Below are 23,765 nucleotides of genomic sequence, written 5' to 3'. Positions count from 1 at the left end.
TCTTTTCAAATCTTAAGAAAAATTAAAACCCTTTTGAGAAAGTGACTTTCTGTATATTATTCATATCAATTACATGCGAAACCCTGTAAAAAGATACAAAATCTGTCATCATGCTTGCTGATTCGTGCCGCTAGAGCGAAAGTTTAGGAGAAAACAATGTCTAACGAAAACCAACAGCCTACCCCAGAAGTTGAGCAAAACCCAAGTTCAGACAAAGTCAGCCCTTTCTTAAACACGCCACTGCCACAAGGCACCCCACAAGGTCAGCAACAGTCTTTACAACCAGATGCTGCACCGACCTCAACAGCTTCAATCCCAAAATATAATTTGCCGCGTGGTGCCAATACCGGCAACGTTGGTGCAACTACACACTTCGGTTATCAAACCGTGAGTAGTGATGACAAGGCACAAAAAGTTGCCGAAGTGTTCCATTCCGTTGCCAGCAAATACGACATCATGAATGACTTGATGTCATTTGGTATTCACCGTCTCTGGAAACGCTTTGCGATTAACATGTCAGGCGTTCGTCGTGGTCAGCACGTACTGGATATTGCCGGTGGTACAGGTGATTTGGCCAAAGTCTTCAGCCGTGAAGTTGGACCGCAGGGTCATGTGGTTCTGTCAGACATCAACGAATCGATGCTCAATGTCGGCCGTGACCGTCTGATTGATGCTGGCTGTACCAATGTTGATTTCGTACTGGCCAATGCTGAAACTTTAGAGCCATTTGCAGACAACAGTTTTGACTTGGTCACCATCAGCTTTGGTCTGCGTAATGTGACTGATAAAGATGCTGCGTTACAAGCCATGTACCGCGTGCTTAAGCCAGGCGGCCGCTTATTGATTCTTGAGTTTTCCAAGCCCGTGTTTGAGCCATTCTCAAAACTGTATGACCTATATTCATTCACCGCCTTGCCGATCATGGGTAAACTGGTGGCCAATGACTCGGAAAGCTATAAATATCTGGCTGAATCGATTCGTATGCACCCGGACCAGCGTACCCTGAAAGGGATGATGGAAAATGCCGGATTCCAAAGCTGTGACTACCACAACTTAACTGGTGGTATTGTTGCGGTTCATCGTGGATTCAAACTTTAAGGTTTAAGATATGTGGTCGATTTTAGCACTCGGTGCAGTCGAACGTATCATTCATCATGTGATTGATCTGGATGCGATTACCCGCATGCAGCTCAATCAGCTACAAGGTCAATTATTACGTGTTGTGATCGATAGCCCACAACTCTCGGTTGATGTGTTTTTTGATGAGAATAGAGTTCGTCTCGAACCGACCGTGATGGGACAAAGTCAAAGCCCTTCTATTTTTGAACAGCGCCCTTTTGATCCTCAACAGACCTTCAAGGATGCCACTGCAACCTTGCATGTTGAAAATACTGTTGAGCTGGTTAAATTACTGCTTAGCGACATGGATCAGATTGGCAATATTCCATTGCAAGGTGATTATCACCTGTTGCAGGATATTCAAAAAATCATGCAGCAGGCCGAGCCTGATCTGGCAGCGCATTTATCGCCATGGATCGGTCCACAACTGGCACATGAGTTGGGTAAAGTGCAACTTGCACCGAAACAGTTAAAACGCTCCCTGCAAAGCCATTTATTTTTTGTTGAAGATGCCTTAAAAGAAGACAGCGGTTTATTTGCCCCACGTTGGCAAATGGATGACCTCAACCGAGAGACCCGCCAACTCAATCAGGAAATTGATCGTCTGGAAGCCAAGCTTCAACAGCTCAATACTCAAGTTAATTCACCAAAGCAACCCACATAAGACTAGGTAAGACTTTATATGATTCCGCATGTTAAACGGTTACATGAACTCTGGCGTATCGCAGCACACTATCGCCTTGATACCCTGTTCCCTGCGGAAGAATTACCGGTTAAAGCACGTCATGCCTTAAATATCATTAAAATGCATCCTGCGGCCTGGTCGAGTCGTGAAAAGAAGAATCCGCTTAAACTGAAAGAAGCACTTGAAGACATGGGGCCGCTGGCAATTAAGCTGGGACAGCTGCTGTCTACACGCCGCGACCTGATTCCACCAGAAGTCTTATCGCAACTGGTATTATTACAAGATCAGGTTAAGCCCTATGACACGCAACTGGCAAAACAGCGAATTCAGGAATCACTGAAAGCGGATGTCACCACCCTGTTCTCCCGCTTTGATGAACAGCCGCTTGCTGCGGCATCAATTGCACAGGTGCATACAGCGGCGTTACATGATGGTCGCGAAGTGGTAGTGAAAGTTACGCGCCCGGATATTCGCAGTCAGATTCTGCAAGATTTTGAAATTCTGGCCTGGTTAGGCGACTGGCTGGAAAACCGTCTGGAAGCGGCCCGTGCCTTACATTTATCTGAAATCATTCAAGATTATCGCCAGATCATTTTAAATGAACTGGACCTGAGTCTGGAAGCCGACAATACCCGACGTATGCGTCACTACTTTACCGGTTCAAGCATGATGTACGTGCCTGAAGTCTATATGGACAGTAAAGATGTGATGGTGGCGGAACGGATTACCGGCGTGCCGATCTCGGACATCGCGACCTTTGACCGTTTAGGCATGGATCGCGCCGATCTGGCAGAAAAAGGCCTGACCATTTTCTTCACCCAGGTGTTCCGCGACAACTTCTTCCATGCGGACATGCATCCGGGCAATGTCTTTGTCGAGACTATTAACCCAAGCAATCCACGCTTTATTGCGCTGGACTGTGCCATCATGGGTGAGCTGTCCAAGCATGACCAAATGACCGTTGCACGTATGTTGCTGGCCGTGATGAACAGCAACTTTATGCAACTGATCCAGATCGTGCATCAGGCCGGCTGGATTCCGCCAGGCACCGATCAGGATGCCTTATCGCGTGAAATGCGCCGTACAGTCGGGCCAATGGTTTCAAAGCCGATGGACCAACTGGATTTCGCCGGTATCCTGATTCAGGTCATGGATATTGCACGTCGTTTCCATCTGGAAATTCCACCGCAACTCATGCTCTTGCTCAAGACACTGGTGCATGTTGAAGGTCTGGGAACAGATCTTTACCCGCAACTGGATATCTGGAAACTGGCCAAACCGATTCTAACCGAATGGGTCAAGGCCAATATGAACCCGGTCAAGAACATGAAAGAACTGGGTCAGCAAATTCCAGATCTGCTATTGGGTGCACAAGATATTCCAAGCCTGCTGATCGACAGTCTGAATGGTTTAAAAAATCAGTCGGCGTGGCATGACAAACAACTGCGTGAAATCCAGCAAATGCGTTTGCAAATGCAGCATCAGCAAAGACGTAGCTGGATGTTTGGCAGCAGCATGCTGATTTTACTGACGATTGCGATTATTACACCGTGGTTTATTTCCATTGTTCTGATTGTACTGAGTAGTCTGATTGCCCTGTGGCGCATCATGAAATAAGGTTCAGATCCCTTGCTTAGACAAGGGATTTTTTATGCCTCAGGATTCATTTTTCAAACTGACCGGGATCAGTTAAGATCATGATGAAATGATCTGATAACAGTCTGAAAAGAATAAATAATGAAATTACCTCATTTTGCTATTATCGGTGCGGGCACAGCTGGCTTGGCAAGCGCCATTCTGCTGGCACGCGAAGGCCATCACGTCACCCTATTCGAGCAAGTTGAGACGCTTTCGCCAGTTGGTGCAGGCTTACTTTTACAACCCGCAGGTTTAGCCGTCTTTGAGCATTTAGGGGTACTGGAGCATGCACTTCAATTAGGTGCCAGAGTGACTGGTTTAGAAGGCCAGCTTGCAGATAAACGACTGTTGGTAAATAGTCATTATCATCAAGCGGGCAGCAATCTGTATGGACTCGGCATTCATCGCGCAACTTTATGTCACGTCCTCACCCAAAAGCTGGCTGAATACTCTAGTCATGTCACTTGGCAGATGAATCACTCAATCGACTCGATTCAGGAAAGTGCCCATGCAGTTCGGCTATTCGGTACACATCAGCAACAGAAATTTGATCAACATTTTGATGCCGTCCTGATTGCCAATGGTGCCCGTAGCCAGTTACGCCCCCAAGCATGGGTCAAAGTGGATCAGGCATATCCCTGGGGTGCGGCGTGGAGCATCGTGCCAGAATGCCCAAACTTAAATCCTGAAATTTTGCATCAATTTTATGACCGTTCCCAAATCATGATGGGCGTGCTGCCCACAGGTGCCATCCCGTCTGCTCCACAACAACGATTGTCCAGTGTGTTCTGGAGTCTGCCGACCGCGCAACTGGATGCTTTTCTAAAAGATGAATCGGCAAAACAGCAATGGTTACAGCAAGTCGGCGATCGTTGGCCTGAGGTTGGAGACTGGCTCAAACAGCTTTTGACGAATGAACAGAATCAACCGCAATGGCTTTCCGCTCAATACCGGGATGTGGTGATGTCACAATTTGGACAAGGGCGAATCGGCGTGATCGGTGATGCTGCCCATGCCATGAGTCCACAACTGGGACAAGGGGCCAATATGGCTTTACTGGATGCCTGGGCTTTTTCTCAATCCTTACAGGCTGCAACCCCTCATCAGCAAACTGACTGGTCCATGCTCTGGCAACACTACCATCAACATCGTCGTTCTTCGACCCGGTTCTACCAGTTTCTCAGCCGATTATTAACGCCATTGTATCAATCCGATCATTGGTGGGCAGGTGGCATACGCGATCTGACTTTCCCCTGGCTGTATCAAATCCCCTATTTTCGTAAAGAAATGGCCTTCACCATTTCAGGCTTAAAGACAGGACTGTTTCAACAACTGGATTACCAGCAGGTGGCACATTATGCTGGATCAAAGCAGGCTTTTGAGCATCCCCATGCACCAGTTCCTGAATATGAATAAGTGTAGTGAAATATGAAAATTAGTCATTTAGACCATCTGGTTCTGACCGTTGCCGATATTGAGACAACGTGTAAGTTCTATCAATCAGCCCTGAATTTTGAAATCATTGTTTTCGGTGACAACCGCAAGGCGCTACAATTTGGTCATCAAAAAATTAACCTGCATCAAGCAGGCAAAGCGTTTGAACCTAAAGCTCTTCACCCAACGCCAGGTTCAGCTGATTTATGTTTTATTGCGGAAACGCCACTCAATGAGGTGATTGCACATCTTCAGGCCCAGCAGATTGAAATCATTGAAGGTCCTGTACAAAGAACAGGTGCAATGGGAAAAATCCTTTCGATTTATTTCCGTGATCCGGATCAGAATCTGATTGAAATATCGAACACTCTTTAATGCCCTATCCGCGATTTTTTAGCCTGCAAGCATAGCCAACCCCAGCCACAAACGCTACACTAGCTGCTTTCCACCCAATGGATTTTCACTCATGTCAAACTGGTTAGATGAAGTTAAATTTGATTCCAATGGTCTTGTTCCTGCCATTGCACAACATCATCAAACAGGTCGAGTGTTAATGGTTGCGTGGATGAATCGTGAGGCATTACAACTGACTGCGGAAAAAAATCAGGCGGTGTATTACTCGCGTTCACGTCAAAAACTCTGGCACAAAGGCGAAGAGTCAGGGCACTTTCAAACCGTGCATGAAATTCGTCTCGATTGCGATGCCGATGTCATCATTCTACAAATTGAACAGCATGGTGGCATTGCCTGTCACACCGGCCGTGAATCGTGCTTCTATCGCAAACTCACCCCACAAGGCTGGGAAATCGTAGATGCCCAACTCAAAGATCCGACGGCGATTTATGGCGCATCGGCAAAAGTTGAAGCGCATGATCAGGTGCAAAATGAACAGGTGGATGTGCTTGCTTATCTCGGCCGCCTCATGCAGGAGCGTAAGCATGCCAAAGCCGACAACTCTTATGTGGCTAGCCTGTACAAAAAAGGCATCAATAAAATTTTAGAAAAAGTCGGTGAGGAAAGTGTCGAAAGCATTATCGCTGCCAAAGATTATGCAGTACATGCCTCACTGGAAAATAAACACGATCTGGTTTATGAAGTCGCCGATCTCTGGTTCCACAGTATTGTGATGCTGGGTTATTTCGACCTTGATCCGCAAGTGGTACTGGATGAGCTGGCACGTCGCCAAGGTTTGTCTGGTTTAGTTGAAAAAGCGAACCGTAGTCAAGAAGCGTAAATAGAGCCTGTGTCAAATATAGAAAAACCAAAAGCCACCTATGAGCAAGCTATTGCCATAGACAATGCCCGTTTAGGCCAGTCTTTTAAAGTGATTGCGTATGCTGGCACAGGTAAAACCACGACTTTGCAAATGATCAGTGATGCTATGCCTGAACGGCGTGGTATGTATCTGGCCTTTAACAAGGCGATTGCTTCAGAAGCACAAAATAAATTTCATGGCAACGTAAACTGCCGCACCTTCCACTCACTGGCATTTCGCAGTGTTCCACGTGGAGTCACCGACAAGTTACGTCTACCCCGTCTCAGCCCAAGTTTTATTGCCAAAGAATATCGTCTGGAGCCCATTACGCTGCGCCGCTTGATGGGTGGACGTTATGAAAAATATGTCCTGATGCCCAGCCGTCTGGCCAGTCTGGTGGCCAATGCGGTCAGCTATTTTTGTTCGACCAGTTCCCAATATCCGGCCCCACGTCATATTCAGGCACCGAGCTGGTTACATCTGGATGACATAGAAGCTTTACAGCAACACCTCTACCCTGCGGTAGAACGTCGTTGGCTGGAATCGATTGATCCCAATCATCAGGCGGGCATTGGGCATGATATTTACCTGAAACTATGGGCCTTATCGGAACCGAATATTCCTGCAGACTATGTGCTGTTTGATGAAGCACAGGATGCCGATCCATTGATGCTGGGCATTTTGCTCCGTCAAAAAAGCACTCAGGTGATTTATGTCGGTGATGCCCATCAGCAAATCTATGCATGGCGTGGTGCAATCAATGCCATGCAGCAAATGCCCTTACCAGAAAGTCGTCTCACCACCTCGTTCCGTTTTGGTGACGCGATTGCCGATGTGGCCAATAGCTTGCTGGGCGCATTGAATGAAACCGTGCCCTTACTCGGTAATCCCAATGTTAAATCGAGTGTCGTCAACAAGCCACACACCAAAATGCGGGATGCGATCCTGTGCCGGACCAATGCCCGTGCCATGGAGTTACTGCTTTCGGGTCTGGTGCATGGGGATAAAGTCAGCCTGCAAGCCGATCATCAAAAACTCAGCCGCTTTGTCGATGCTGCCAGTTTGCTGAAACAAGGTAAACGCATCACCGACGTGCCTGAACTGGCTTGGTTTAATTCATGGCATGATGTGCATGAGTATTGTGAAACCAATGATGGCAGTGATATCAAGCCTTTAGTCAAGCTGGTCGATGATCATGGTACCGATCCACTAAAACGGGCACTGGCAAAAATCACGCCGATTGAGCAGGCAGATTATGTCATCTCGACGGCCCATAAAGCCAAAGGACTGGAGTGGAACCGTGTTCATATCGAAGATGACTACCAGTTTAAAATAAATGGAATGGAACATAAAATTACAGATGAAGAGTTAAGACTACTTTACGTGGCCTGCACGCGTGCTAAAGTAAGTTTAAATATTCATCATTTATACGACTTAATACAACAATTAAAACAGCGAGCGCCCGCAAGTCTTCGTCAGTCCGCAGGTTAAAGCGCTCAAGATTGAGGTCAGCTTATGCAACTTGAATCGGTTCTTTTTAAACATATCGGCATGTTTCGGGATCTGAAAGTCGATTTCTATCCTGAACAGCAGCCCATCACCCTGATTTTGGGTGATCAGGCCACCGGTAAAAGCACCATTTTAAAAAATATCTACCAAAGCCTGACCTGGTTTTCTGCACGTTATAAAGATATACGTACTGCAGGGGTGGTGATTGCCGATCAGGACATCCTGTTAAATAGATTACAAGCCAAAATCCAGATGCATGTCCGCATGAGCAGCGAGCTGAATGCGGCCTTACCGGAAAGTAGCACCGCCCAGATCGCCGATACCCAGACCTGCATGTGGAAGTTGTATAAAACCTTTAATGCCCAAGGTGTTGGCATCAGTCAGGTGGAAACCCAGCAACTCGACCAGCTGGTTACGCTGTATCAGAAAACCAATCAGCAGGACCCGCTCCTCGGCTTGCCGCTGATTGCCTACTATCCGGCTGAACGCTTTGTACAAGATATTAATTTACAAAGTAAGAATACACCGGGGACTTTGCAGGAGATTGCTGCCTATGATCTGACTGCAATTCCTTACACCACTTTTGCACGTTTTTTTGAATGGTTGCGTGAAATCAGTGATGTAGAGAATGCGCATTCGGCTCACATAGTCCGGCGTTTAATGGGCAATGATTTTAATCAGCAAAACCAGTCAGAAATTTTGCAAGAATTGCAGCAGGAACTGGTCAATCATCCTAAACAGCTGTCTGCACCGAATTTGTATGCCTTGAAAAGCAGTCTGCAAACCGTTTTTCCCGAACTGAATGATATTTATATTCAATACGTACCCAAACTGCAGTTAATGGTGCGCTATCAGGAACAGACCCTGCCCTTTCAACTGCTGTCTGCCTCAATGAAAGCCTGGATTGCACTGGTGGGCGATATTAGCCGACGATTGTGTCTATTGAACCAGCACTGTTTTAATCCCTGTCTGGAAGGTGAAGGCATTTTGCTTATTGACCAGATTGATCACCAGCTCGACCAACATATGTGTGCTGAGATTCTGGCCCGCTTACATCAGGCATTCCCTCGCCTGCAAATTATTAGCACAGGCAACCGTGATGCCTTACTTGAGCATGCAGCGCAATATCAATGCCTGAAACTGGATCAGAAAGGCATTTATGAAATTGATCTGGAAGCCTCCCAACAGCAGCTTTCCGACCTGTATCAAGAGCTGGCACAAACACAAGAGATGAGTTCAGTCGAACAGCAAAATGTCCTGCAGGCTGATCCTTTATCGAACAAAGTCGATGAGTTATTTCATCAGATTCAGGGTCTGAATGAACAGGAAAAGAGCGATTTAATTCACTTGCTCAAGATCGATGACACCCCGCAGGAGAGCCCGCTTTAATCGATTGCCCACACTGGAAAAGGCTGTGCTTTAGAACAAAAAGTGTTGTTATTTTCATGTAATAACATCAGATTTTTATTGATGTTTTATAGTAAAATAAATCTCATTTTTTATTTTCAAGTTGTGCAATACAACTTGCTGCCTCCGTTAACTTGATTGGGCTTCAAGATTTAAAGTTTTTGGTATTCTCTTTGAGTGCCTGTAAGTCTTGAAAAAAATTCACCCTTAGGTCTCGACCTAAATCATCGACATGGATACCAGTGTGCTACCGATTATTATCCTATTACCGCTCATACTCGGCACCACCCTTGTCTCACAATTGCAACGTATTTCACGGGGCGTGACGGCACTTGGGGCGATTGGCATCAGCCTTAGCTGTTTTATTTTACTTCTTACTCAGGCAGAAACGGTTCTTCAGGGCAATACCCTGCAACAAAGCTGGGACTGGCTTCCGCAGCTTGGGATCAATCTTAGTTTTCGCCTGGATGCATTAGGTTTATTGTTTGGTCTGCTGATTAGCGGTATCGGCACACTCATTTATATTTATGCCTATTATTATCTCAGCCCGAAAAACTCGCTCAGTAAACTCTATCAATTATTAATGCTGTTTATGGCAGCCATGCTGGGGATTTCGCTCTCCAACAACCTGATCCTGTTATTGGTGTTTTGGGAGTTAACCAGTATTTCCTCTTTCCTGCTGGTCGGTTACTGGAGTCAGTATGATGCGGCCCAGCGTGGTGCCCGTATGGCACTTACCATTACAGGAATGGGTGGTTTGGCAATGCTGGGGGGCTTTGTCTTACTGGGTCAGATCACCGGAACTTATCAGATCGACCAACTGGTGCTGATGAAAGATACCATTCAGCAACATGAGCTATTTGTTCCGACCTTATTGCTGATCTTACTTGGGGCTTTTACCAAAAGTGCGCAGTTCCCGTTTCACTTCTGGTTACCCAATGCCATGGCGGCACCTACGCCTGTTTCGGCTTATCTGCATTCGGCAACAATGGTCAAGGCAGGGATTTTCCTGCTGGCCCGTTTAGCGCCTATTTTTATCGGTGCTGCGCTATACCACAACATCGTGACCTTTGTCGGTCTATTCACCTTGTGTATGGCCGCAGGTTTTGCAATTTTCAAAGAAGACCTGAAAGGACTTCTGGCCTATTCGACTATCAGCCATTTAGGTTTGATTGTCTGCCTGCTCGGTATTGGTTCACCGCTTGCCGTTGCAGCGGCAGTATTCCATATCATCAACCATGCCACCTTTAAAGCGGCATTGTTCATGATTGCAGGGATTATCGACCACGAAACCGGCACCCGTGACTTGCGTAAGCTCAGTGGTGTCTGGCAACTACTTCCATTCACTGCAACTTTGACCATGATCACGGCGGCGTCTATGGCAGGCGTGCCCCTCACCAATGGTTTCATCTCTAAAGAGATGTTCTTTACCGAGTTACTAGCGAATCTATCTGGTCCAGTCATGGTGATCTCGGCGATCATTGCGACCTTGGCCGGTATTTTTGCAGTGAGTTATTCGATTCGTCTGGTTCATGGTGTGTTCTTTGATGGTCCGCTGGGTAAACAGGTTCCAAATAAAGATGCGCATGAACCACCATTAGGTATGCGCTTACCTGCAATCATCCTTGCGACTTTGTGTATCTTGGTCGGCATCCTCCCTGCCCTGCTCGCAGGCACCCTAGTGAATAGCGTGACACGTGCCAGTCTGGCTCAACCTGAATTTGAAGGTGTGCATCTGGCGATTTGGCATGGGGTGAATGCACCGCTACTGATGAGTGTGATTGCCTTGATTGGCGGGACACTGTTCTATTTCGCACTGGCAAAAGATGGTCGTATTCGCAAGATCGACCTTGATCCGCATCTGGGTAAATTTCAGGGCCGAATCCTGTTCGATCTGTTCCTGAAACATTTACTGCTTAGCAGTCGCCGCATGAAGCAGACCACAGAAAATGGTTCTCTGCAAAGCTATCTGCTCTGGATCGTCCTGTTTAGTATTGTCATGGTGGCACTGCCGCTGTTGAATCAGGGACTGACCACAGGGACACGAGAACTGACCCATGCGCCGTGGGTGGCGATCGTGTTATGGCTCACGTTGTTCTCTGGTTGCTGGATGATGCTGTGGTTCCATCATGAACGAATCAAGGCAGTACTGATCAGTGGTGCGGTTGGTTTAGTGGTGACCATGGTGTTCGTGACCCTGTCTGCACCTGACCTGGCATTAACGCAAATTACGGTAGATGTCGTGACCACGGTTTTACTGCTCATGAGCTTGTCATTACTGCCACAACTGACACCATACGAATCGAGTCGTTCACGCCGCTGGAGAGATGCAACCCTGGCCATCGTAGGTGGTTTGGGTATTGGCTGGATTACATGGCTGCTACTGACCCGCGACCACAATTCAATTTCATGGTTCTTCATGCAACAGGCGATTCCACTTGGCGGTGGATCAAATGTGGTGAACGTGATTCTGGTGGATTTCCGTGGCTTCGATACCTTCGGTGAAATCACGGTATTGGGTATCGCAGCCATTGGTGCGCTGTGCTTGATGGATGGCATGCGTGCGCATGGTACCACCATGACCCAAGGCCTGACTTATCGCTTCAACCCTTCTCCACTAATGCTACGTATTACCGCGTCATGGATCTTGCCACTCGCGCTTGTCGTTAGTGTGTATATTTTCATGCGTGGTCACAACCTGCCGGGTGGCGGCTTCATCGCGGGCTTGATTACCTCAATGGCCTTGGTGATCCAGTACATCGTGCTGGGACAAGACCAGACCGAACAGATGATCAAAGCCAAATCAGGCCGTCTGTATGAGTTATGGATTGGTTCAGGCTTAACAATTGCCGGTTTAACCGGTATTGCAGCCTGGTTCTGGGCACGCCCGTTCCTGACCAGTGCGCATATTTATGTAGAAGCACCGTTACTCGGAAAAATGCATCTTGCATCGGCAGTTGCCTTTGATACAGGGGTTTATATCACTGTTGTAGGGGCCACCATGTTATTGATCTCGGTCTTGGGGGACTCACGTCACTCCAGTATGTCAGGCCCGATCCCAAGTGGAGATAAAGAAAATGGTTAGTATTGAATTTTTACTCGCTTCAGGGATTGGTTTACTGACCGCAACAGGTATTTATTTGATTCTGCGTGCCAGAACCTTTCCTGTTGTGCTTGGCCTTGCCATGATCGGTTATGCAGTCAACCTGTTCCTGTTCGCAATGGGGCGCTTGCAAATCAATGCCCCTGCTGTCTTGACGCAAGCCACTAAAGTCACTGATCCATTGCCGCAGGCACTGGTCTTGACTGCCATTGTCATTGGCTTTGCAACCACAGCATTTATTGTGCAACTTGCCTTACGTAGCCGCTATGAATCAGGTACTGATCATGTCGACTCCAAAGAAGAACCCACCTTGACTTATGACCCACGTGAGGATGAGCCATAATGTTTGATTTTTATAATTTCTGGCACGCTCATGCTCCGATTATCAGTATCTTAATTCCGGCTTTTACCAGTTTTATATTGATCTTACTCGGCAACCCGGGTTCAGGCTCGTTAAAACAAGATTGGCGCCAGCCTTGGCGTCGCGGCATCAGTCTGGGCTCAGCAATTCTGGGGCTCATCACCGCGGTGAGCTATCTGGGGATTGCCAGCACAGGACAGATCACGGTATATCAACTCAGTGAATGGTCTGCACCTTTTGGCATTGTACTGGTACTGGACCAACTTTCTGCCTTTATGCTGGTGCTGACTTACGTGCTTGCGGTACCGGTGATCTGGTTTGCAAGTGATAACTGGGACACGCGTGGACGCTATTTCCATACCATGGTGCATTTCCTGCTGATGGGAATCGCGGGCGCCTTCCTCACCGGCGACTTGTTTAACTTATTCGTATTCTTTGAAATCCTGTTGATGGCATCTTATGTGCTGCTGTTACATGGTCAGGGCCGTCCACGGTTTCAACTGGGGATTCACTACGTCACCATTAACCTGCTCGCCTCTGCCCTGTTCCTGATCGGCTTAGGCATGATCTATGGCAGTGTGGGTAGCCTGAATATGGCCGATGTCGGGCGTCTGGTTCCGACTCTGGATGGTGATCAGCATAAACTTGCAATTGCAGGCGGTTTTTTACTGTTTGTGGTATTTGGTATTAAAGCTGCCATGCTGCCTGTCGGCTTCTGGTTGCCAAAAACCTATGCCGTTGCCAGCACCCCCGTTGCCGCACTGTTCACTATCATGACTAAAGTCGGTATCTATGCGATCTTACGGGTCAACGGGACCGTGTTTGATGATGTCATGGCCCAGAGTATTCTCAAGAACTGCCTGCTGATTATTGGCTTGATTACTTCATTGTATGGGGTGGTCGGTGCAATTGGTGCAGAACGCTTACGTCGTTTTGTCGGCTTTATGGTGTTATCGTCAATAGGTACCCTGCTGATCGCGATTGCCATGTTCAATACCGAAGCTTGGGCAGCGGCACTGTATTATCTGGTACACAGTACCTTGATCGGGGCAGCATTCTATCTGTTCTGTGGCTGGATCACTTCACAGCGGGGTGCTTTCAAAGATCATCTAAAAGTTGCACCTAAAATCAAGCAGGAAAAAGCCGCTGCCTTCAGCTTTTTCATCATTGCATTAATGCTGGCAGGTTTACCACCGTTCAGTGGTTTCTTGGGCAAAGTCTTTATTTTACAAGCCACAGCTGAAACGCCTTATCAGGGCTGGATCATTGCGGTGATCCTGATCGTCAGCTTGCTCAGCATTATCGCGCTGACGCGGGTAGGTTTTATTCTGTTCTGGCGTGCAACACCACCGGAACAAGACCAGAAAGAAGCTGCTTATGCTGAATATCAGGCTTTGCCTGAAGTTGCACCCAAACGCAATGACAAGGCCATCTATATTCTACTGGCCAGCTTGATGGCCTATGTAGTCTTTGCTGCGCCTATCCAAAGCTATACCACAGCCACGGCACAGCAAATCCAGAACCATGCCCTGTATAACCAGACCATTCTGAAAAATGATGCGCAGGGTCGTCCGATCAGTGTCCAGCCTTATGATCCGAGTTATTTACCTGAAACCAAATATGGCGGTGAAGTCGAAGATCATAATGCTCTGTTGATTCCGGATATTATTTCCAAGCCAACCCTGCAAGGTGAGCATATTTCTGAATACAAGCAGCGTCAAATCGCTGGGCAGGTTTTGGAAGCACCGACCATTCCGAATAGCACGCAGTTAAAACCAATGGAGGAACACTGATGCAAAAATTATCTTTGCTTGACCGTTGGTTTCCGCATCCCTTTGTGTCTGTGCTGATTTTTGTGAGCTGGCTGATGCTGGCTCACAGTCTGGATGTAACCGATCTTTTAATTGCGGTGATTCTGGCCATCGGGATTGCGCGTCTGGTCAGTCCCTTTATTGACAGAACTCCACATATTCAGTGGATGCCTGCCATTAAACTGTTTTTTGTGGTGCTTTGGGATATCGTGATCTCTAATTTCCGCGTTGCTAAAATGGTACTTGGCCCTATGGATCAACTGCATCCGAAATGGTATCGCGTTCCTCTGGAAACCGAACACGAGCAGGTCAACACCTTGCTGGCCATGATCATTACTACTACGCCCGGTACGGTTTCAGCGGGGATTGATCAGGAGCGTGGCGATATTCTGGTGCATGCGCTCAGTACCGATAATGCCGAGCTTGATATTCAGGACATTAAAAAGCGTTATGAAATGCCTTTAATCGAAATCTTTGACGTGAAGATTGCAGCAGAAGGAGCAACCAAATGACTATTCTCCCTTATGCATTGGGTATTGGCTTAATTGCAATTACCATCTCGATGTTTATGTGCCTGATCCGTCTGATTGCAGGTCCTTCGGTCATTGATCGACTGCTGGCCCTAGATACCCTGTTCCTGAATGCCACCTGTTTAATCGTCGTGTTGGGCATTTATTGGGTCAGCACCAATCTATTTGAAGGTGCGCTTCTGGTGGCAATGCTGGGCTTTGTTTCGACCGCTGCCCTCGCCCGCTATTTCACTACTGGTCACGTGATTGATTAAGGAGCGTCATCATGCAACTGATTGTTGAGATTATTATTTCATTCTTCGTGGTGTTTGGCGCCTTCTTTATGCTGGTCGGTTCGATCGGCATGATCCGCCTGCCAGACTTGTTTATGCGTCTCCATGCACCGACTAAATCCAGTACCTTAGGGCTGGGTAGCTTCCTGATTGCGGCAATGATTTTCTGGGCGACACAAGGCCGTTTTGGTTTTGCCGAGCTTTTGATTACCCTGTTTGCCTTTATCACTGCACCCGTATCCGCCAATTTGATGGCTCAGGCAGCCATCCACTTACGCTTACGCTCAACCAGTGGTGAGGTACCAGAAGCCTTAAATCGCCCACTTCCTTGGCAACGCTACCGTCGCCATCCATTGAAGAAAGATTAAGTCCTTTTTATTCTGAGCATAAAAAAGCCACCCGAAGGTGGCTTTTTTATGCATTCATAATTTTAAAACCATAACAAATGATTTTTATTATTTTAAATTTCTATGAGCCACTTATCATAAACCCCACCAGTAAACTCATGGCTTCAACCAGATTAGTATTTCTTTATAAAGCTAAATTACGCAGATATATAAAAACCTACTTATAACTTAGCTAATATGGCATGACGATAAAAGTCATGTTTGCAACACCAGCATTATCGCTGTAGTAATTAAAGTTATCGTTCATATACCAATAATAATATCTCGTTGTTCCACTGTCGTTTATGTAATACCAAGTTCCACCTTTAGACTGGTCAAATTTCTCCTCATAACCAACCGCTGAATACTCTCCATTACCCAAACTACACAGCCCCATAAGTTGCGCACGTCGAAGCCAAGTGACAACTTGTTCATATGGCTCAAAATCCCAACCATAAAGAGGACGATTAGAGGAGGTATCCTTGTTATCAGTCCAAAGCGGGGAGGTGGCCGAGGCCCAATAGAAGATATGACCAGGTGGAACCACCAGAGGTGGATGAGTCGGATTAGTGAAGAATGGCTTATCTGTAGCTATGGCCTGCAAAAAGATGCTTTTCGCATTTTTTGGAGTGATTACTGCTTTTGCATCGACCTGTGTCGTCTCATTTGGAATGACCTTATCTTTATGCTTATCTATGTCTTTATCTTTATCAAGACTAGGGTTTGGTTCTTTCCACTTTCTTGTATCATTCATTTCATAATCTCCGTTAAGTCAAATAATTAGAATTTATTATTAATAGTAGCGAGTCAGAAAACCAAAGATTCTACAAGACAATCAATTCATCTTATTTGTCACCACCAACACAAGATTCTAAATATTGATATAGAAGTCAGATTTAAATTTATCTAAAAATAATGCAATATTTTGTTTGTTTTTTAATCACAACTTAACACTAATACTCCATTCAAATAGAGTCAAGAATCCAATATATCAATCCGACAAGCAGTATTTCTTGAGCAAATAAGAGCATTTATTTTTATAAAAAATTAAATATTTTCATGTAGATAATCAAAAATATAAAAAGCCACCCGAAGGTGGCTTTTTTTATATCTATTTACTTCTGTTCATCTTGCTCTTGTTCAGGCAGATCTTTAACCGCTTCAGCAATCAGACCAAACATATAGTTACCATAGGCATTGGTCTTATCGTAATGGAAACGCAATCTTGGCGTAATCCGTGTCTTGATACGACGACTCAACTCATGACGCAGGAAACCCGATGCTTTATTCAAGACATCCAAGGTTTCTTTATTTGCAGCTTCACTTTGGTCATCGCCCAGTTCACGGCCCATTACAGTGACATATACTTCTGCATATCCCATATCTGCACTGACTTTCACGGCTGAGATGGTCACCAGACCACCCAGACGTGGATCTTTAAGCTCCTGACGGATCAGCTCGGACAACTCACGCTGTACCGAATCCGCCATGCGCTTTAAGCGTTGGCTACCCGCCATTAAAGACTCCGTTTAATCAATTGAACATCATACACTTCGATCTTGTCTTGTGCCTTGATGTCTTTATAGCCTTTGACTGCAAGACCACATTCCATACCGGCACGAACTTCTTCAACCACTTCTTTATAGCGACGAAGAGATTCAAGCTCGCCTTGGAACACAACCACGTCATCACGCAATACGCGAATTGGCTTGTTACGGTGTAACACACCCTCAAGAACCATACAGCCTGCTGCTGCACCAAACTTGCTTGAGTGGAACACTTCACGCACTTCAGCAACACCCAGGATTGTCTCACGGTGTTCAGGTGCAAGCTTACCGCTCATTGCAGCTTTTACATCATCAATCAATTGATAGATGATGCTGTAGTAACGAATATCGATACCATCTTGGTCAGCTTTTTGACGTGCTGTATTGTCCGCACGTACGTTGAAGCCTAACAATACTGCTTCCGAAGATTCAGCCAAAGTAACGTCTGATTCGGTGATTGCACCAACACCAGAACCGATTACACGGACTTTCACTTCATCAGTTGCAAGCTCATCAAGTGCAACATGCAATGCTTCCAAAGTACCGCGTACGTCAGTTTTGAGTACCACGTTAACGGTTGGAACATCTTTCTTGCCCATTGACGCCATGATGTTTTCAAGACGCATCGAGCTTGCACGCTCAAGACGTTTTTGACGTTCACGGTCTGCACGAGCATCAGCAACTTCACGTGCTTTCTTCTCGTCATTCACCACAAGAACTTCATCACCCGCCATTGGCGCTTCTGGTAAACCTAAAATTTCTACAGGAATTGATGGACCTGCAGAAGTGATACGTTGACCATTTTCATCTGACATGGCACGTACACGACCATACGATGAACCGGCCAATACCAGGTCACCAATGTTCAATGTACCGTTCTGTACCAGGATCGAGGTGACTGCACCACGGCCTTTATCAACACGTGCTTCAATTACAACACCTTGTGCCGCACCTTCAGCAGACGCTTTAAGCTCCATCAATTCAGACTGGATCAGGATCAGGTCAAGTAAACCATCAATACCTTCACCAGAATGTGCAGATACTTTCGCGATTGGAACATCACCGCCCCACTCTTCAGGTACGATACCTTTGGTGGTCAATTCGTTTAATACGCGATCTGGATCAGCTGATTCTTTATCCATTTTGTTGATTGCAACGATGATCGGCGTACCCGCAGCACGCGCATGGTCAATCGCTTCAGCTGTTTGTGGCATGACACCATCATCAGCAGCAACAACAAGGACCACGATATCAGTTGCTTTCGCACCACGTGCACGCATAGAGGTAAACGCTGCGTGTCCCGGTGTATCTAGGAAAGTAATAATGCCTTTCTCTGTTTCAACATGGTAAGCACCAATATGCTGAGTAATACCACCCGCTTCGCCCGCTGCCACTTTAGAGCGACGGATACGATCCAGTAATGAGGTTTTACCATGGTCAACGTGACCCATGATCGTCACCACTGGCGGACGAGTTGTTTGCTCACCACGTGCTTCTTCAGCTGCAACCAGTAAGTTATCTTCTGCTTGTGTATCAGAAACCAATACCGGGTTGTGACCCAATTCTTCAACCACAAGTACCGCAGTATCTTGATCAATCGCCTGATTCTGAGTCACAAGCTCACCCATTTTCATAAGGGTCTTGATGACTTCACGAACTTTAACAGCCATTTTCTGTGCAAGATCAGCAACAATGATTTTCTCACCGATCTCGACATCATAAACCTGTTTCTTCACAGGCTTTTCAAAACCATGCTTGTTGGCTTGGCTGGTTTTCAAGCCGCGCTTGTGATGGCTCTTGCTGAAGCTTTGCTCAGACTGAGCATCGCCACCACGTCCGCCTTTCTTACCACCACGTGTATTTGCAGTCGCCCCACCGCGTTTGATTTCACGGTCTTCCTTGTTGAAGGAATCTTCATAGGCCTGACCAACAAGACCGGCAGCTAAAGGTGAATCATCAATTACACGAATGGTTGCAGTTGCATCATCATTTGAATATTTTGATGCCATCTGACGCATTTGCTCAAGCGTACGTTGCTGCGCTTCTTCAGCAGCTTTACGACGTACTGCTTCTTCAGTCGCTTTCAACTGAGCAGTTTGCTCTTCACGTGCTTTTTTCTGTTCTGGTGTTTCAGTCGGGCGAACCACTGGCGCTTTAATCACCTTGTCGCTATTACGCTTTTTCACCACAACCGCTGCTTTCGCAGTGTTTTGACCTGAACTATCAGAAGTATGCGCTGCACGCATGGCTTCTAATGTTGCATTGGCTTTTTGTTCAGCGCTATGACGAGCTTTTTGATCTGCTTCATCACGTACTTTTTGTTCAGCACGGACTTTCGCATCTGCTTCTACACGCGCTTTTGCTTCAGCTGCAAGTAACTCTGGATTTGGCTTGGCAAAAACCTGTTTCTTGCGAACTTCAACATTAATGCTTTTTGCTTTACCAGAAGTACTGGTAACTTTAGCAGTACTCGTTGTTTTACGTTTCAACGCAATCTTTCCTGTGTTACCACTTTCCTGACCATGTACTTTTTTCAAGTGATTGACCAAAGTATCTTGCTGTTCAGTGGTAATAATGTCATCTGCTTTACGCTGTGGTAAGCCTGCTTCGCGAACCTGTTCCAGGAGTTTCTCTACAGGACGTTCTACGCTGAGTGCTAACTCTTGAATCGACTTGTCCGTCATCTATTATCTCCTAGTTAAACCATGATTCACGTGCTTTCATGATTAATTGACCCGCTTTGTCATGACCTAAACCTTCGATATCAGAAATATCGTCAGTTGCCTGGTCTGCCAAATCATCAACAGTAACCACACCACGCGCCGCCAATGCATATGCAATCTCGGTTGTCATACCTTCCATACCGAGAAGTTCTGCACTTGGCTCTTGAATATTTTCTTGCTGTTTCAATGCATCCGTCAAAGCAGCTTCTTTCGCACGACTCTGTAGCAATTCAACCAAATCAGCTTCAAGCTCGATTTCGTCAAATGTTTCAGCCGGAACGTAAGCAATTTCTTCTAATGAAGTGAAGCCCATTTCGACCAATGCCATTGCCAGGTCTTCTTCAATATCAAGACGTGTAATAAACATGTCTAAATATTGCTGTGCTTCATTTTGCTGACGAGCACGATACTCCTCTTCTAACATCATGTCGAGTTTATAACCCGTCAATTCCGATGCTAAACGAACATTTTGCCCTTGCGAACCAATGGCACGCGCTAACTGATCATTGGTTGCGAAGATGATGTCCGCACTACGTGCATCTTCATCAAGGACAATACCTGATACATCAGCTGGCTCTAACGCACTGGCGATATATTGTGCCGGATCATCAGACCACACCACCACATCAATACGCTCACCGTTCAACTCTTGCTGTACCGCCTGGATACGTGTACCACGCATACCAATACATGCACCTACTGGGTCAATACGATGGTCATTGGTTTTCACTGCAATTTTAGCACGAACACCCGGTTGACGCGCTGCTGCTTTAATTTCGATGATTTCTTCAGAAATTTCTGGAATTTCTTTCTTCATCAATGCAATCAGCATTTCAGGGCGTGCGCGAGACAATAATAATTGTGCACCACGGCCTTCACGGTTTACATTGTACAAAATCGCATTGATACGCTGTTTAGGGCGTAAAATTTCTTTGTGAATGGTTTCTTCACGCGCCAAGTAAGCTTCAGCGTTGTCACCCAGATCAATGATAAAGCCATCTTTGGTTTGCTTTTTCACTTCACCGTAAATCAACTCACCGACTTTAGATTCATATGCATCCGCAACCAATGCGCGCTCTGCTTCACGAATCTTCTGTACGATTACTTGCTTAGCGATTTGCGCAGCAATACGACCAAACTCGATTGATTCAACTTCAAGTTCACGCACATCACCGATTGACCACTTCGCAGGGTCTACATCAGAAATTGCATCTTGGCATGCTGGCATTTCATGATCTTCATCCGCAACCACCGTCCATTGACGGAAGGTACGGTAATCACCAGTTTTACGATCAATCTCAACACGGAGTTGAGCTTCTTCAGAATGTGTGCCTTCGTAAAACTTTTTCTTCGTTGCCGCAACAAGTGCTTGCTCTAACGCTTGGAAGATCGCTTCACGACTAACACCTTTTTCATTACTAACCGTTTCTGCAACGGTAAGAATTTCGCGGCCCATAAGTCACCTACCGATTTCTTATAAAATTAAGTTAATATTAGTCTTGATAGATTAAATTTGCTTTATCAATATTATTACTATCAATTTCAAGCACATGATTACCTTCAACTTCGACCTGAATTAGTTCATTTTCCAAGTCTACAGCCAGTAATTTTGCCTGAAATTTGCGACGGTTCTCGACAGCAGCAATTAATCGTAAAGCCACTTGTTGCCCGATATAGGCAGGTAATTGATTAAGTTGGAAAAATGGACGATCCCAACCTGGTGATGACACCTCTAAAGCATACTCACCGGAAATTGGATCATGGACATCAAGCATTGCACCCACTTGTTGTGTTACCAGAACACAATCCTGAACGCCAATACCACGCCCGAGTTCAACTTCACCATCTTCATTGAGGACAGGTTCAGCACTCTCATCTACCGCTTTATCGATATAAATACGTAGTAAAGAACGCTTACCTTGTGGCAGGAATTCAATCCCCCACAGATCTACACCACACGCAGCTACAGCTGGCGCAATAAGATCATGCAATGCTTGTGATTTATTTGATAATTTCATGTACTCTCGTCGCTCTTATACGAGCCAATCAATCTTAACCGTATAGTGAAGCACGACTATTTGACCAATTGATGTCGAACAACTACACGATAGCTAAACAACCAATAAAAAAGGGCGTAAATCGCCCCTATGTTACACAGAAAAGCTTAGCCCACTGTGCAAAAAGGCCCACCTTATTGTGAGCCTCTTTTTAGAAACTTGGTAGCGGGAGCTGGATTTGAACCAACGACCTTCGGGTTATGAGCCCGACGAGCTACCAGACTGCTCCATCCCGCATCAACGTGCAAAAATTATATACAAATATGAAAAAAAGTCAATCTAAGTTTTCTTCATATCCGTCTGATTAAGTTGCACCTTAATCAAATGGTAGCGGGAGCTGGATTTGAACCAACGACCTTCGGGTTATGAGCCCGACGAGCTACCAGACTGCTCCATCCCGCAACAACACAAACACTGCATACACCGAACTTAACTGGTTATTAAGTTTGGTGCGGAAGGGGGGACTTGAACCCCCACGCCCGAAAGCACTACCACCTCAAGGTAGCGTGTCTACCAATTCCACCACCACCGCAGTTTGTGGGACGCATTCTATTCCTTTCAATACAAAAAGGAAAGTCCTAAATCGACTTATTCAGCCGTTTTAGGTGCATTTGATGAAGTTTCAGGCGATGTTGCCGGCGCAGATGTCGTCGTTTGAACAGATTTCAAACTATAGGCATCTGTGGTTTGTTTCTTGGCAAACACAGCGAGTGTCAAACTGGTGACAAAAAACAGTGCAGTAAAAATCGCGGTCAGACGAGTTAAAAAGTTGCCTGCGCCTGAAGCACCAAATACGGTTGCAGCACCGCCACCACCAAATGATGCGCCTGCTTCTGCACCTTTACCTTGTTGTACCAGCACCAAAGCAATAATCAAAATTGCCAGAATGATGTGGACAACGAGTATAAAACTATACATCTCTCTTCCTCGTTATTTGCTTTGCGCAAATGCTTTTGCGATTTGGTAAAAAGATTGTGCATTTAAAGACGCACCGCCTACCAAAGCACCATTAATATCTGGACATGCCGCCAATTCAACCGCATTTTCAGCTTTCACGCTACCACCGTACAAGATCGCAGTCGTGGCGCCAAATGCCGTAATCTGCTTTAAGCCTTCACGGATTTTTGCATGCATCGCCTGGGCATCTGCGGGTGACGCGGTTTTACCCGTCCCGATAGCCCAGATCGGTTCATACGCTACCACAATATTTTGCCATTGTTCAGCTTTTACCACCGCTGCAATGTCACAAATCTGTTGTAATACCACCTGCTCTGCTGCACCCTGCTCGCGTTGCTCCAAGCTTTCACCGACGCAATAAATCACAGTTAAACCAGCGCTTAAGGCATTTTGCAGCTTTGCTTTTAATATTTCGACATTGTCACCGAATAACTCACGGCGCTCAGAATGTCCAATCAATACATATTCAATCTGACTGTCTTTTAACAGTTCCGCACTGACTTCACCTGTGTAGGCACCCGTGCCAGCTACACGCGAAAGATCCTGAGCCACGGTATATACGGCTCTGGCTGCATCTTTTAACTGAGCCTGAACCCCAGTCAGGACAATGCTGGTTGGTGCGACACCAATATGGCATTGCTCAGCAGCAATATTGTCCTGCTGTAATAACTGCTTAAATTCTTCTATTAGTTGGAAAGCATTCGCATGCATTGGATTCATCTTCCAATTGCCAACAACCCAAGGGGTAATGGTTGAATTCGACATCCTTCGCCCGCCTACTGTTAATTTTCAAAAATGCTGCATATTTTACACGGATTTTTATAAAATTCAGTTTTTTTCTATTGTTTAGATCTAAATCAATTTAAAATTTATCTTCATCTCAGCCTGGTTACAGTTTACGCGCTAGTCGCTTGTTATATTTATTTAAAAACAACAGGCTGGTGGCGGGCAAAAGTATCGGATCAGTTTAG

The 23,765-nt window shown here is 46.0% G+C and carries 21 protein-coding genes and 3 tRNA genes; 14 read left to right on the top strand and 10 right to left on the bottom strand.

Annotated features, from left to right (window positions below; genetic code table 11):
• The first annotated feature begins 156 nt into the window (after positions 1-156).
• The 14 genes from ubiE to IEV39_RS15400 all read left to right on the top strand — a co-directional run bounded on the left by ubiE (position 157) and on the right by IEV39_RS15400 (position 15,492).
• Entirely contained in the window at positions 157-1,098 is a 942-nt protein-coding gene (ubiE, locus tag IEV39_RS15465) for a bifunctional demethylmenaquinone methyltransferase/2-methoxy-6-polyprenyl-1,4-benzoquinol methylase UbiE (protein WP_005226482.1), read from the top strand.
• A 10-nt stretch (positions 1,099-1,108) separates the two neighbouring features.
• Positions 1,109-1,783, top strand: a complete 675-nt coding sequence (locus tag IEV39_RS15460; RefSeq protein ID WP_005280840.1) for a ubiquinone biosynthesis accessory factor UbiJ — start codon at positions 1,109-1,111, stop codon at positions 1,781-1,783.
• Positions 1,784-1,801: 18 nt separating this feature from the next.
• Positions 1,802-3,421, top strand: coding sequence for an ABC1 kinase family protein (locus tag IEV39_RS15455; protein WP_005226478.1), 1,620 nt, complete (start codon positions 1,802-1,804; stop codon positions 3,419-3,421).
• Positions 3,422-3,541: 120 nt separating this feature from the next.
• Positions 3,542-4,858 carry an FAD-dependent oxidoreductase gene (locus IEV39_RS15450; protein ID WP_005280844.1) on the top strand — a complete coding sequence of 439 codons (1,317 nt, stop codon included), beginning with the start codon at positions 3,542-3,544 and terminating at the stop codon, positions 4,856-4,858.
• A gap of 12 nt (positions 4,859-4,870) precedes the next feature.
• Positions 4,871-5,251 carry a VOC family protein gene (locus IEV39_RS15445; protein ID WP_005280847.1) on the top strand — a complete coding sequence of 127 codons (381 nt, stop codon included), beginning with the start codon at positions 4,871-4,873 and terminating at the stop codon, positions 5,249-5,251.
• Positions 5,252-5,342: 91 nt separating this feature from the next.
• On the top strand, positions 5,343-6,110 hold the full coding sequence (gene hisIE, locus IEV39_RS15440; RefSeq protein ID WP_005226467.1) for a bifunctional phosphoribosyl-AMP cyclohydrolase/phosphoribosyl-ATP diphosphatase HisIE: 768 nt from the start codon (positions 5,343-5,345) through the stop codon (positions 6,108-6,110).
• A 9-nt stretch (positions 6,111-6,119) separates the two neighbouring features.
• The gene (locus IEV39_RS15435) at positions 6,120-7,622 is read left to right on the top strand and encodes a UvrD-helicase domain-containing protein (RefSeq protein WP_005226465.1); all 1,503 of its coding nucleotides are present in this window, start codon (positions 6,120-6,122) and stop codon (positions 7,620-7,622) included.
• A gap of 24 nt (positions 7,623-7,646) precedes the next feature.
• Positions 7,647-9,029: an ATP-binding protein gene (locus IEV39_RS15430; RefSeq protein WP_005280851.1), complete on the top strand. Its 1,383-nt coding sequence runs from the start codon at positions 7,647-7,649 to the stop codon at positions 9,027-9,029.
• Positions 9,030-9,279: 250 nt separating this feature from the next.
• Positions 9,280-12,132, top strand: coding sequence for a monovalent cation/H+ antiporter subunit A (locus IEV39_RS15425; RefSeq protein ID WP_005280854.1), 2,853 nt, complete (start codon positions 9,280-9,282; stop codon positions 12,130-12,132).
• Complete coding sequence (locus IEV39_RS15420; RefSeq protein WP_004774108.1) at positions 12,125-12,493, top strand: Na+/H+ antiporter subunit C; 369 nt, start codon at positions 12,125-12,127, stop codon at positions 12,491-12,493. The genes IEV39_RS15425 and IEV39_RS15420 overlap by 8 nt, the downstream gene beginning before the upstream one ends.
• A complete protein-coding gene (locus tag IEV39_RS15415; protein WP_005280858.1) occupies positions 12,493-14,304 on the top strand; it encodes a monovalent cation/H+ antiporter subunit D in 1,812 nt (603 codons plus the stop codon). The genes IEV39_RS15420 and IEV39_RS15415 overlap by 1 nt, the downstream gene beginning before the upstream one ends.
• Entirely contained in the window at positions 14,304-14,834 is a 531-nt protein-coding gene (locus tag IEV39_RS15410) for a Na+/H+ antiporter subunit E (protein ID WP_005280861.1), read from the top strand. Before IEV39_RS15415 ends, IEV39_RS15410 begins: the two co-directional genes overlap by 1 nt.
• A complete protein-coding gene (locus IEV39_RS15405) occupies positions 14,831-15,106 on the top strand; it encodes a monovalent cation/H+ antiporter subunit F (RefSeq protein ID WP_005226455.1) in 276 nt (91 codons plus the stop codon). Before IEV39_RS15410 ends, IEV39_RS15405 begins: the two co-directional genes overlap by 4 nt.
• Before the next feature lie 11 nt (positions 15,107-15,117).
• Positions 15,118-15,492, top strand: a complete 375-nt coding sequence (locus tag IEV39_RS15400) for a Na+/H+ antiporter subunit G (RefSeq protein ID WP_005280865.1) — start codon at positions 15,118-15,120, stop codon at positions 15,490-15,492.
• Positions 15,493-15,703: 211 nt separating this feature from the next.
• On the opposite strand, the gene IEV39_RS15395 is transcribed toward IEV39_RS15400, so the two are convergent.
• The 10 genes from IEV39_RS15395 to tpiA form a co-directional block, all read right to left on the bottom strand.
• On the bottom strand, positions 15,704-16,264 hold the full coding sequence (locus IEV39_RS15395) for a hypothetical protein (protein WP_005280868.1): 561 nt from the start codon (positions 16,262-16,264) through the stop codon (positions 15,704-15,706).
• 361 nt (positions 16,265-16,625) lie between these two features.
• A complete protein-coding gene (locus IEV39_RS15390) occupies positions 16,626-17,027 on the bottom strand; it encodes a ribosome-binding factor A (protein ID WP_004774100.1) in 402 nt (133 codons plus the stop codon).
• Positions 17,027-19,741: a translation initiation factor IF-2 gene (gene infB / locus IEV39_RS15385; RefSeq protein WP_005226452.1), complete on the bottom strand. Its 2,715-nt coding sequence runs from the start codon at positions 19,739-19,741 to the stop codon at positions 17,027-17,029. The genes IEV39_RS15390 and infB overlap by 1 nt, the downstream gene beginning before the upstream one ends.
• 10 nt (positions 19,742-19,751) lie before the next feature.
• A complete protein-coding gene (nusA, locus tag IEV39_RS15380; RefSeq protein WP_004774096.1) occupies positions 19,752-21,236 on the bottom strand; it encodes a transcription termination factor NusA in 1,485 nt (494 codons plus the stop codon).
• A 37-nt stretch (positions 21,237-21,273) separates the two neighbouring features.
• Positions 21,274-21,798, bottom strand: coding sequence for a ribosome maturation factor RimP (gene rimP, locus IEV39_RS15375; protein ID WP_005280873.1), 525 nt, complete (start codon positions 21,796-21,798; stop codon positions 21,274-21,276).
• Positions 21,799-21,997: 199 nt separating this feature from the next.
• Positions 21,998-22,074: transfer RNA gene (locus IEV39_RS15370), tRNA-Met, on the bottom strand.
• 88 nt (positions 22,075-22,162) lie between these two features.
• A tRNA-Met gene (locus tag IEV39_RS15365) sits at positions 22,163-22,239 on the bottom strand.
• A 45-nt stretch (positions 22,240-22,284) separates the two neighbouring features.
• A tRNA-Leu gene (locus IEV39_RS15360) sits at positions 22,285-22,369 on the bottom strand.
• A gap of 56 nt (positions 22,370-22,425) precedes the next feature.
• Positions 22,426-22,755 (bottom strand): preprotein translocase subunit SecG, encoded by a 330-nt coding sequence (secG, locus tag IEV39_RS15355; RefSeq protein WP_005226447.1) that lies wholly within the window; start codon positions 22,753-22,755, stop codon positions 22,426-22,428.
• Between the two features lie 12 nt (positions 22,756-22,767).
• Entirely contained in the window at positions 22,768-23,559 is a 792-nt protein-coding gene (gene tpiA, locus IEV39_RS15350; RefSeq protein WP_005280877.1) for a triose-phosphate isomerase, read from the bottom strand.
• Positions 23,560-23,765: the final 206 nt, after the last annotated feature.

The organism is Acinetobacter courvalinii (genome assembly GCF_014635545.1).
GTDB lineage: Bacteria > Pseudomonadota > Gammaproteobacteria > Pseudomonadales > Moraxellaceae > Acinetobacter > Acinetobacter courvalinii.
Note: the sequence above shows the minus strand (reverse complement) of the source record. Positions and strands in the feature narration are given on the sequence as shown.

Bases quoted from the DNA above. Each gene is read 5' to 3' on its own strand.
- ubiE (WP_005226482.1), top strand. From the start codon at position 157: ATGTCTAACGAAAACCAACAGCCTACCCCAGAAGTTGAGCAAAACCCA.
- IEV39_RS15460 (WP_005280840.1), top strand. From the start codon at position 1,109: ATGTGGTCGATTTTAGCACTCGGTGCAGTCGAACGTATCATTCATCAT.
- IEV39_RS15455 (WP_005226478.1), top strand. From the start codon at position 1,802: ATGATTCCGCATGTTAAACGGTTACATGAACTCTGGCGTATCGCAGCA.
- IEV39_RS15450 (WP_005280844.1), top strand. From the start codon at position 3,542: ATGAAATTACCTCATTTTGCTATTATCGGTGCGGGCACAGCTGGCTTG.
- IEV39_RS15445 (WP_005280847.1), top strand. From the start codon at position 4,871: ATGAAAATTAGTCATTTAGACCATCTGGTTCTGACCGTTGCCGATATT.
- hisIE (WP_005226467.1), top strand. From the start codon at position 5,343: ATGTCAAACTGGTTAGATGAAGTTAAATTTGATTCCAATGGTCTTGTT.
- IEV39_RS15430 (WP_005280851.1), top strand. From the start codon at position 7,647: ATGCAACTTGAATCGGTTCTTTTTAAACATATCGGCATGTTTCGGGAT.
- IEV39_RS15425 (WP_005280854.1), top strand. From the start codon at position 9,280: ATGGATACCAGTGTGCTACCGATTATTATCCTATTACCGCTCATACTC.
- IEV39_RS15420 (WP_004774108.1), top strand. From the start codon at position 12,125: ATGGTTAGTATTGAATTTTTACTCGCTTCAGGGATTGGTTTACTGACC.
- IEV39_RS15415 (WP_005280858.1), top strand. From the start codon at position 12,493: ATGTTTGATTTTTATAATTTCTGGCACGCTCATGCTCCGATTATCAGT.
- IEV39_RS15410 (WP_005280861.1), top strand. From the start codon at position 14,304: ATGCAAAAATTATCTTTGCTTGACCGTTGGTTTCCGCATCCCTTTGTG.
- IEV39_RS15405 (WP_005226455.1), top strand. From the start codon at position 14,831: ATGACTATTCTCCCTTATGCATTGGGTATTGGCTTAATTGCAATTACC.
- IEV39_RS15400 (WP_005280865.1), top strand. From the start codon at position 15,118: ATGCAACTGATTGTTGAGATTATTATTTCATTCTTCGTGGTGTTTGGC.
- IEV39_RS15395 (WP_005280868.1), bottom strand. From the start codon at position 16,264: ATGAATGATACAAGAAAGTGGAAAGAACCAAACCCTAGTCTTGATAAA.
- IEV39_RS15390 (WP_004774100.1), bottom strand. From the start codon at position 17,027: ATGGCGGGTAGCCAACGCTTAAAGCGCATGGCGGATTCGGTACAGCGT.
- infB (WP_005226452.1), bottom strand. From the start codon at position 19,741: ATGACGGACAAGTCGATTCAAGAGTTAGCACTCAGCGTAGAACGTCCT.
- nusA (WP_004774096.1), bottom strand. From the start codon at position 21,236: ATGGGCCGCGAAATTCTTACCGTTGCAGAAACGGTTAGTAATGAAAAA.
- rimP (WP_005280873.1), bottom strand. From the start codon at position 21,798: ATGAAATTATCAAATAAATCACAAGCATTGCATGATCTTATTGCGCCA.
- secG (WP_005226447.1), bottom strand. From the start codon at position 22,755: ATGTATAGTTTTATACTCGTTGTCCACATCATTCTGGCAATTTTGATT.
- tpiA (WP_005280877.1), bottom strand. From the start codon at position 23,559: ATGTCGAATTCAACCATTACCCCTTGGGTTGTTGGCAATTGGAAGATG.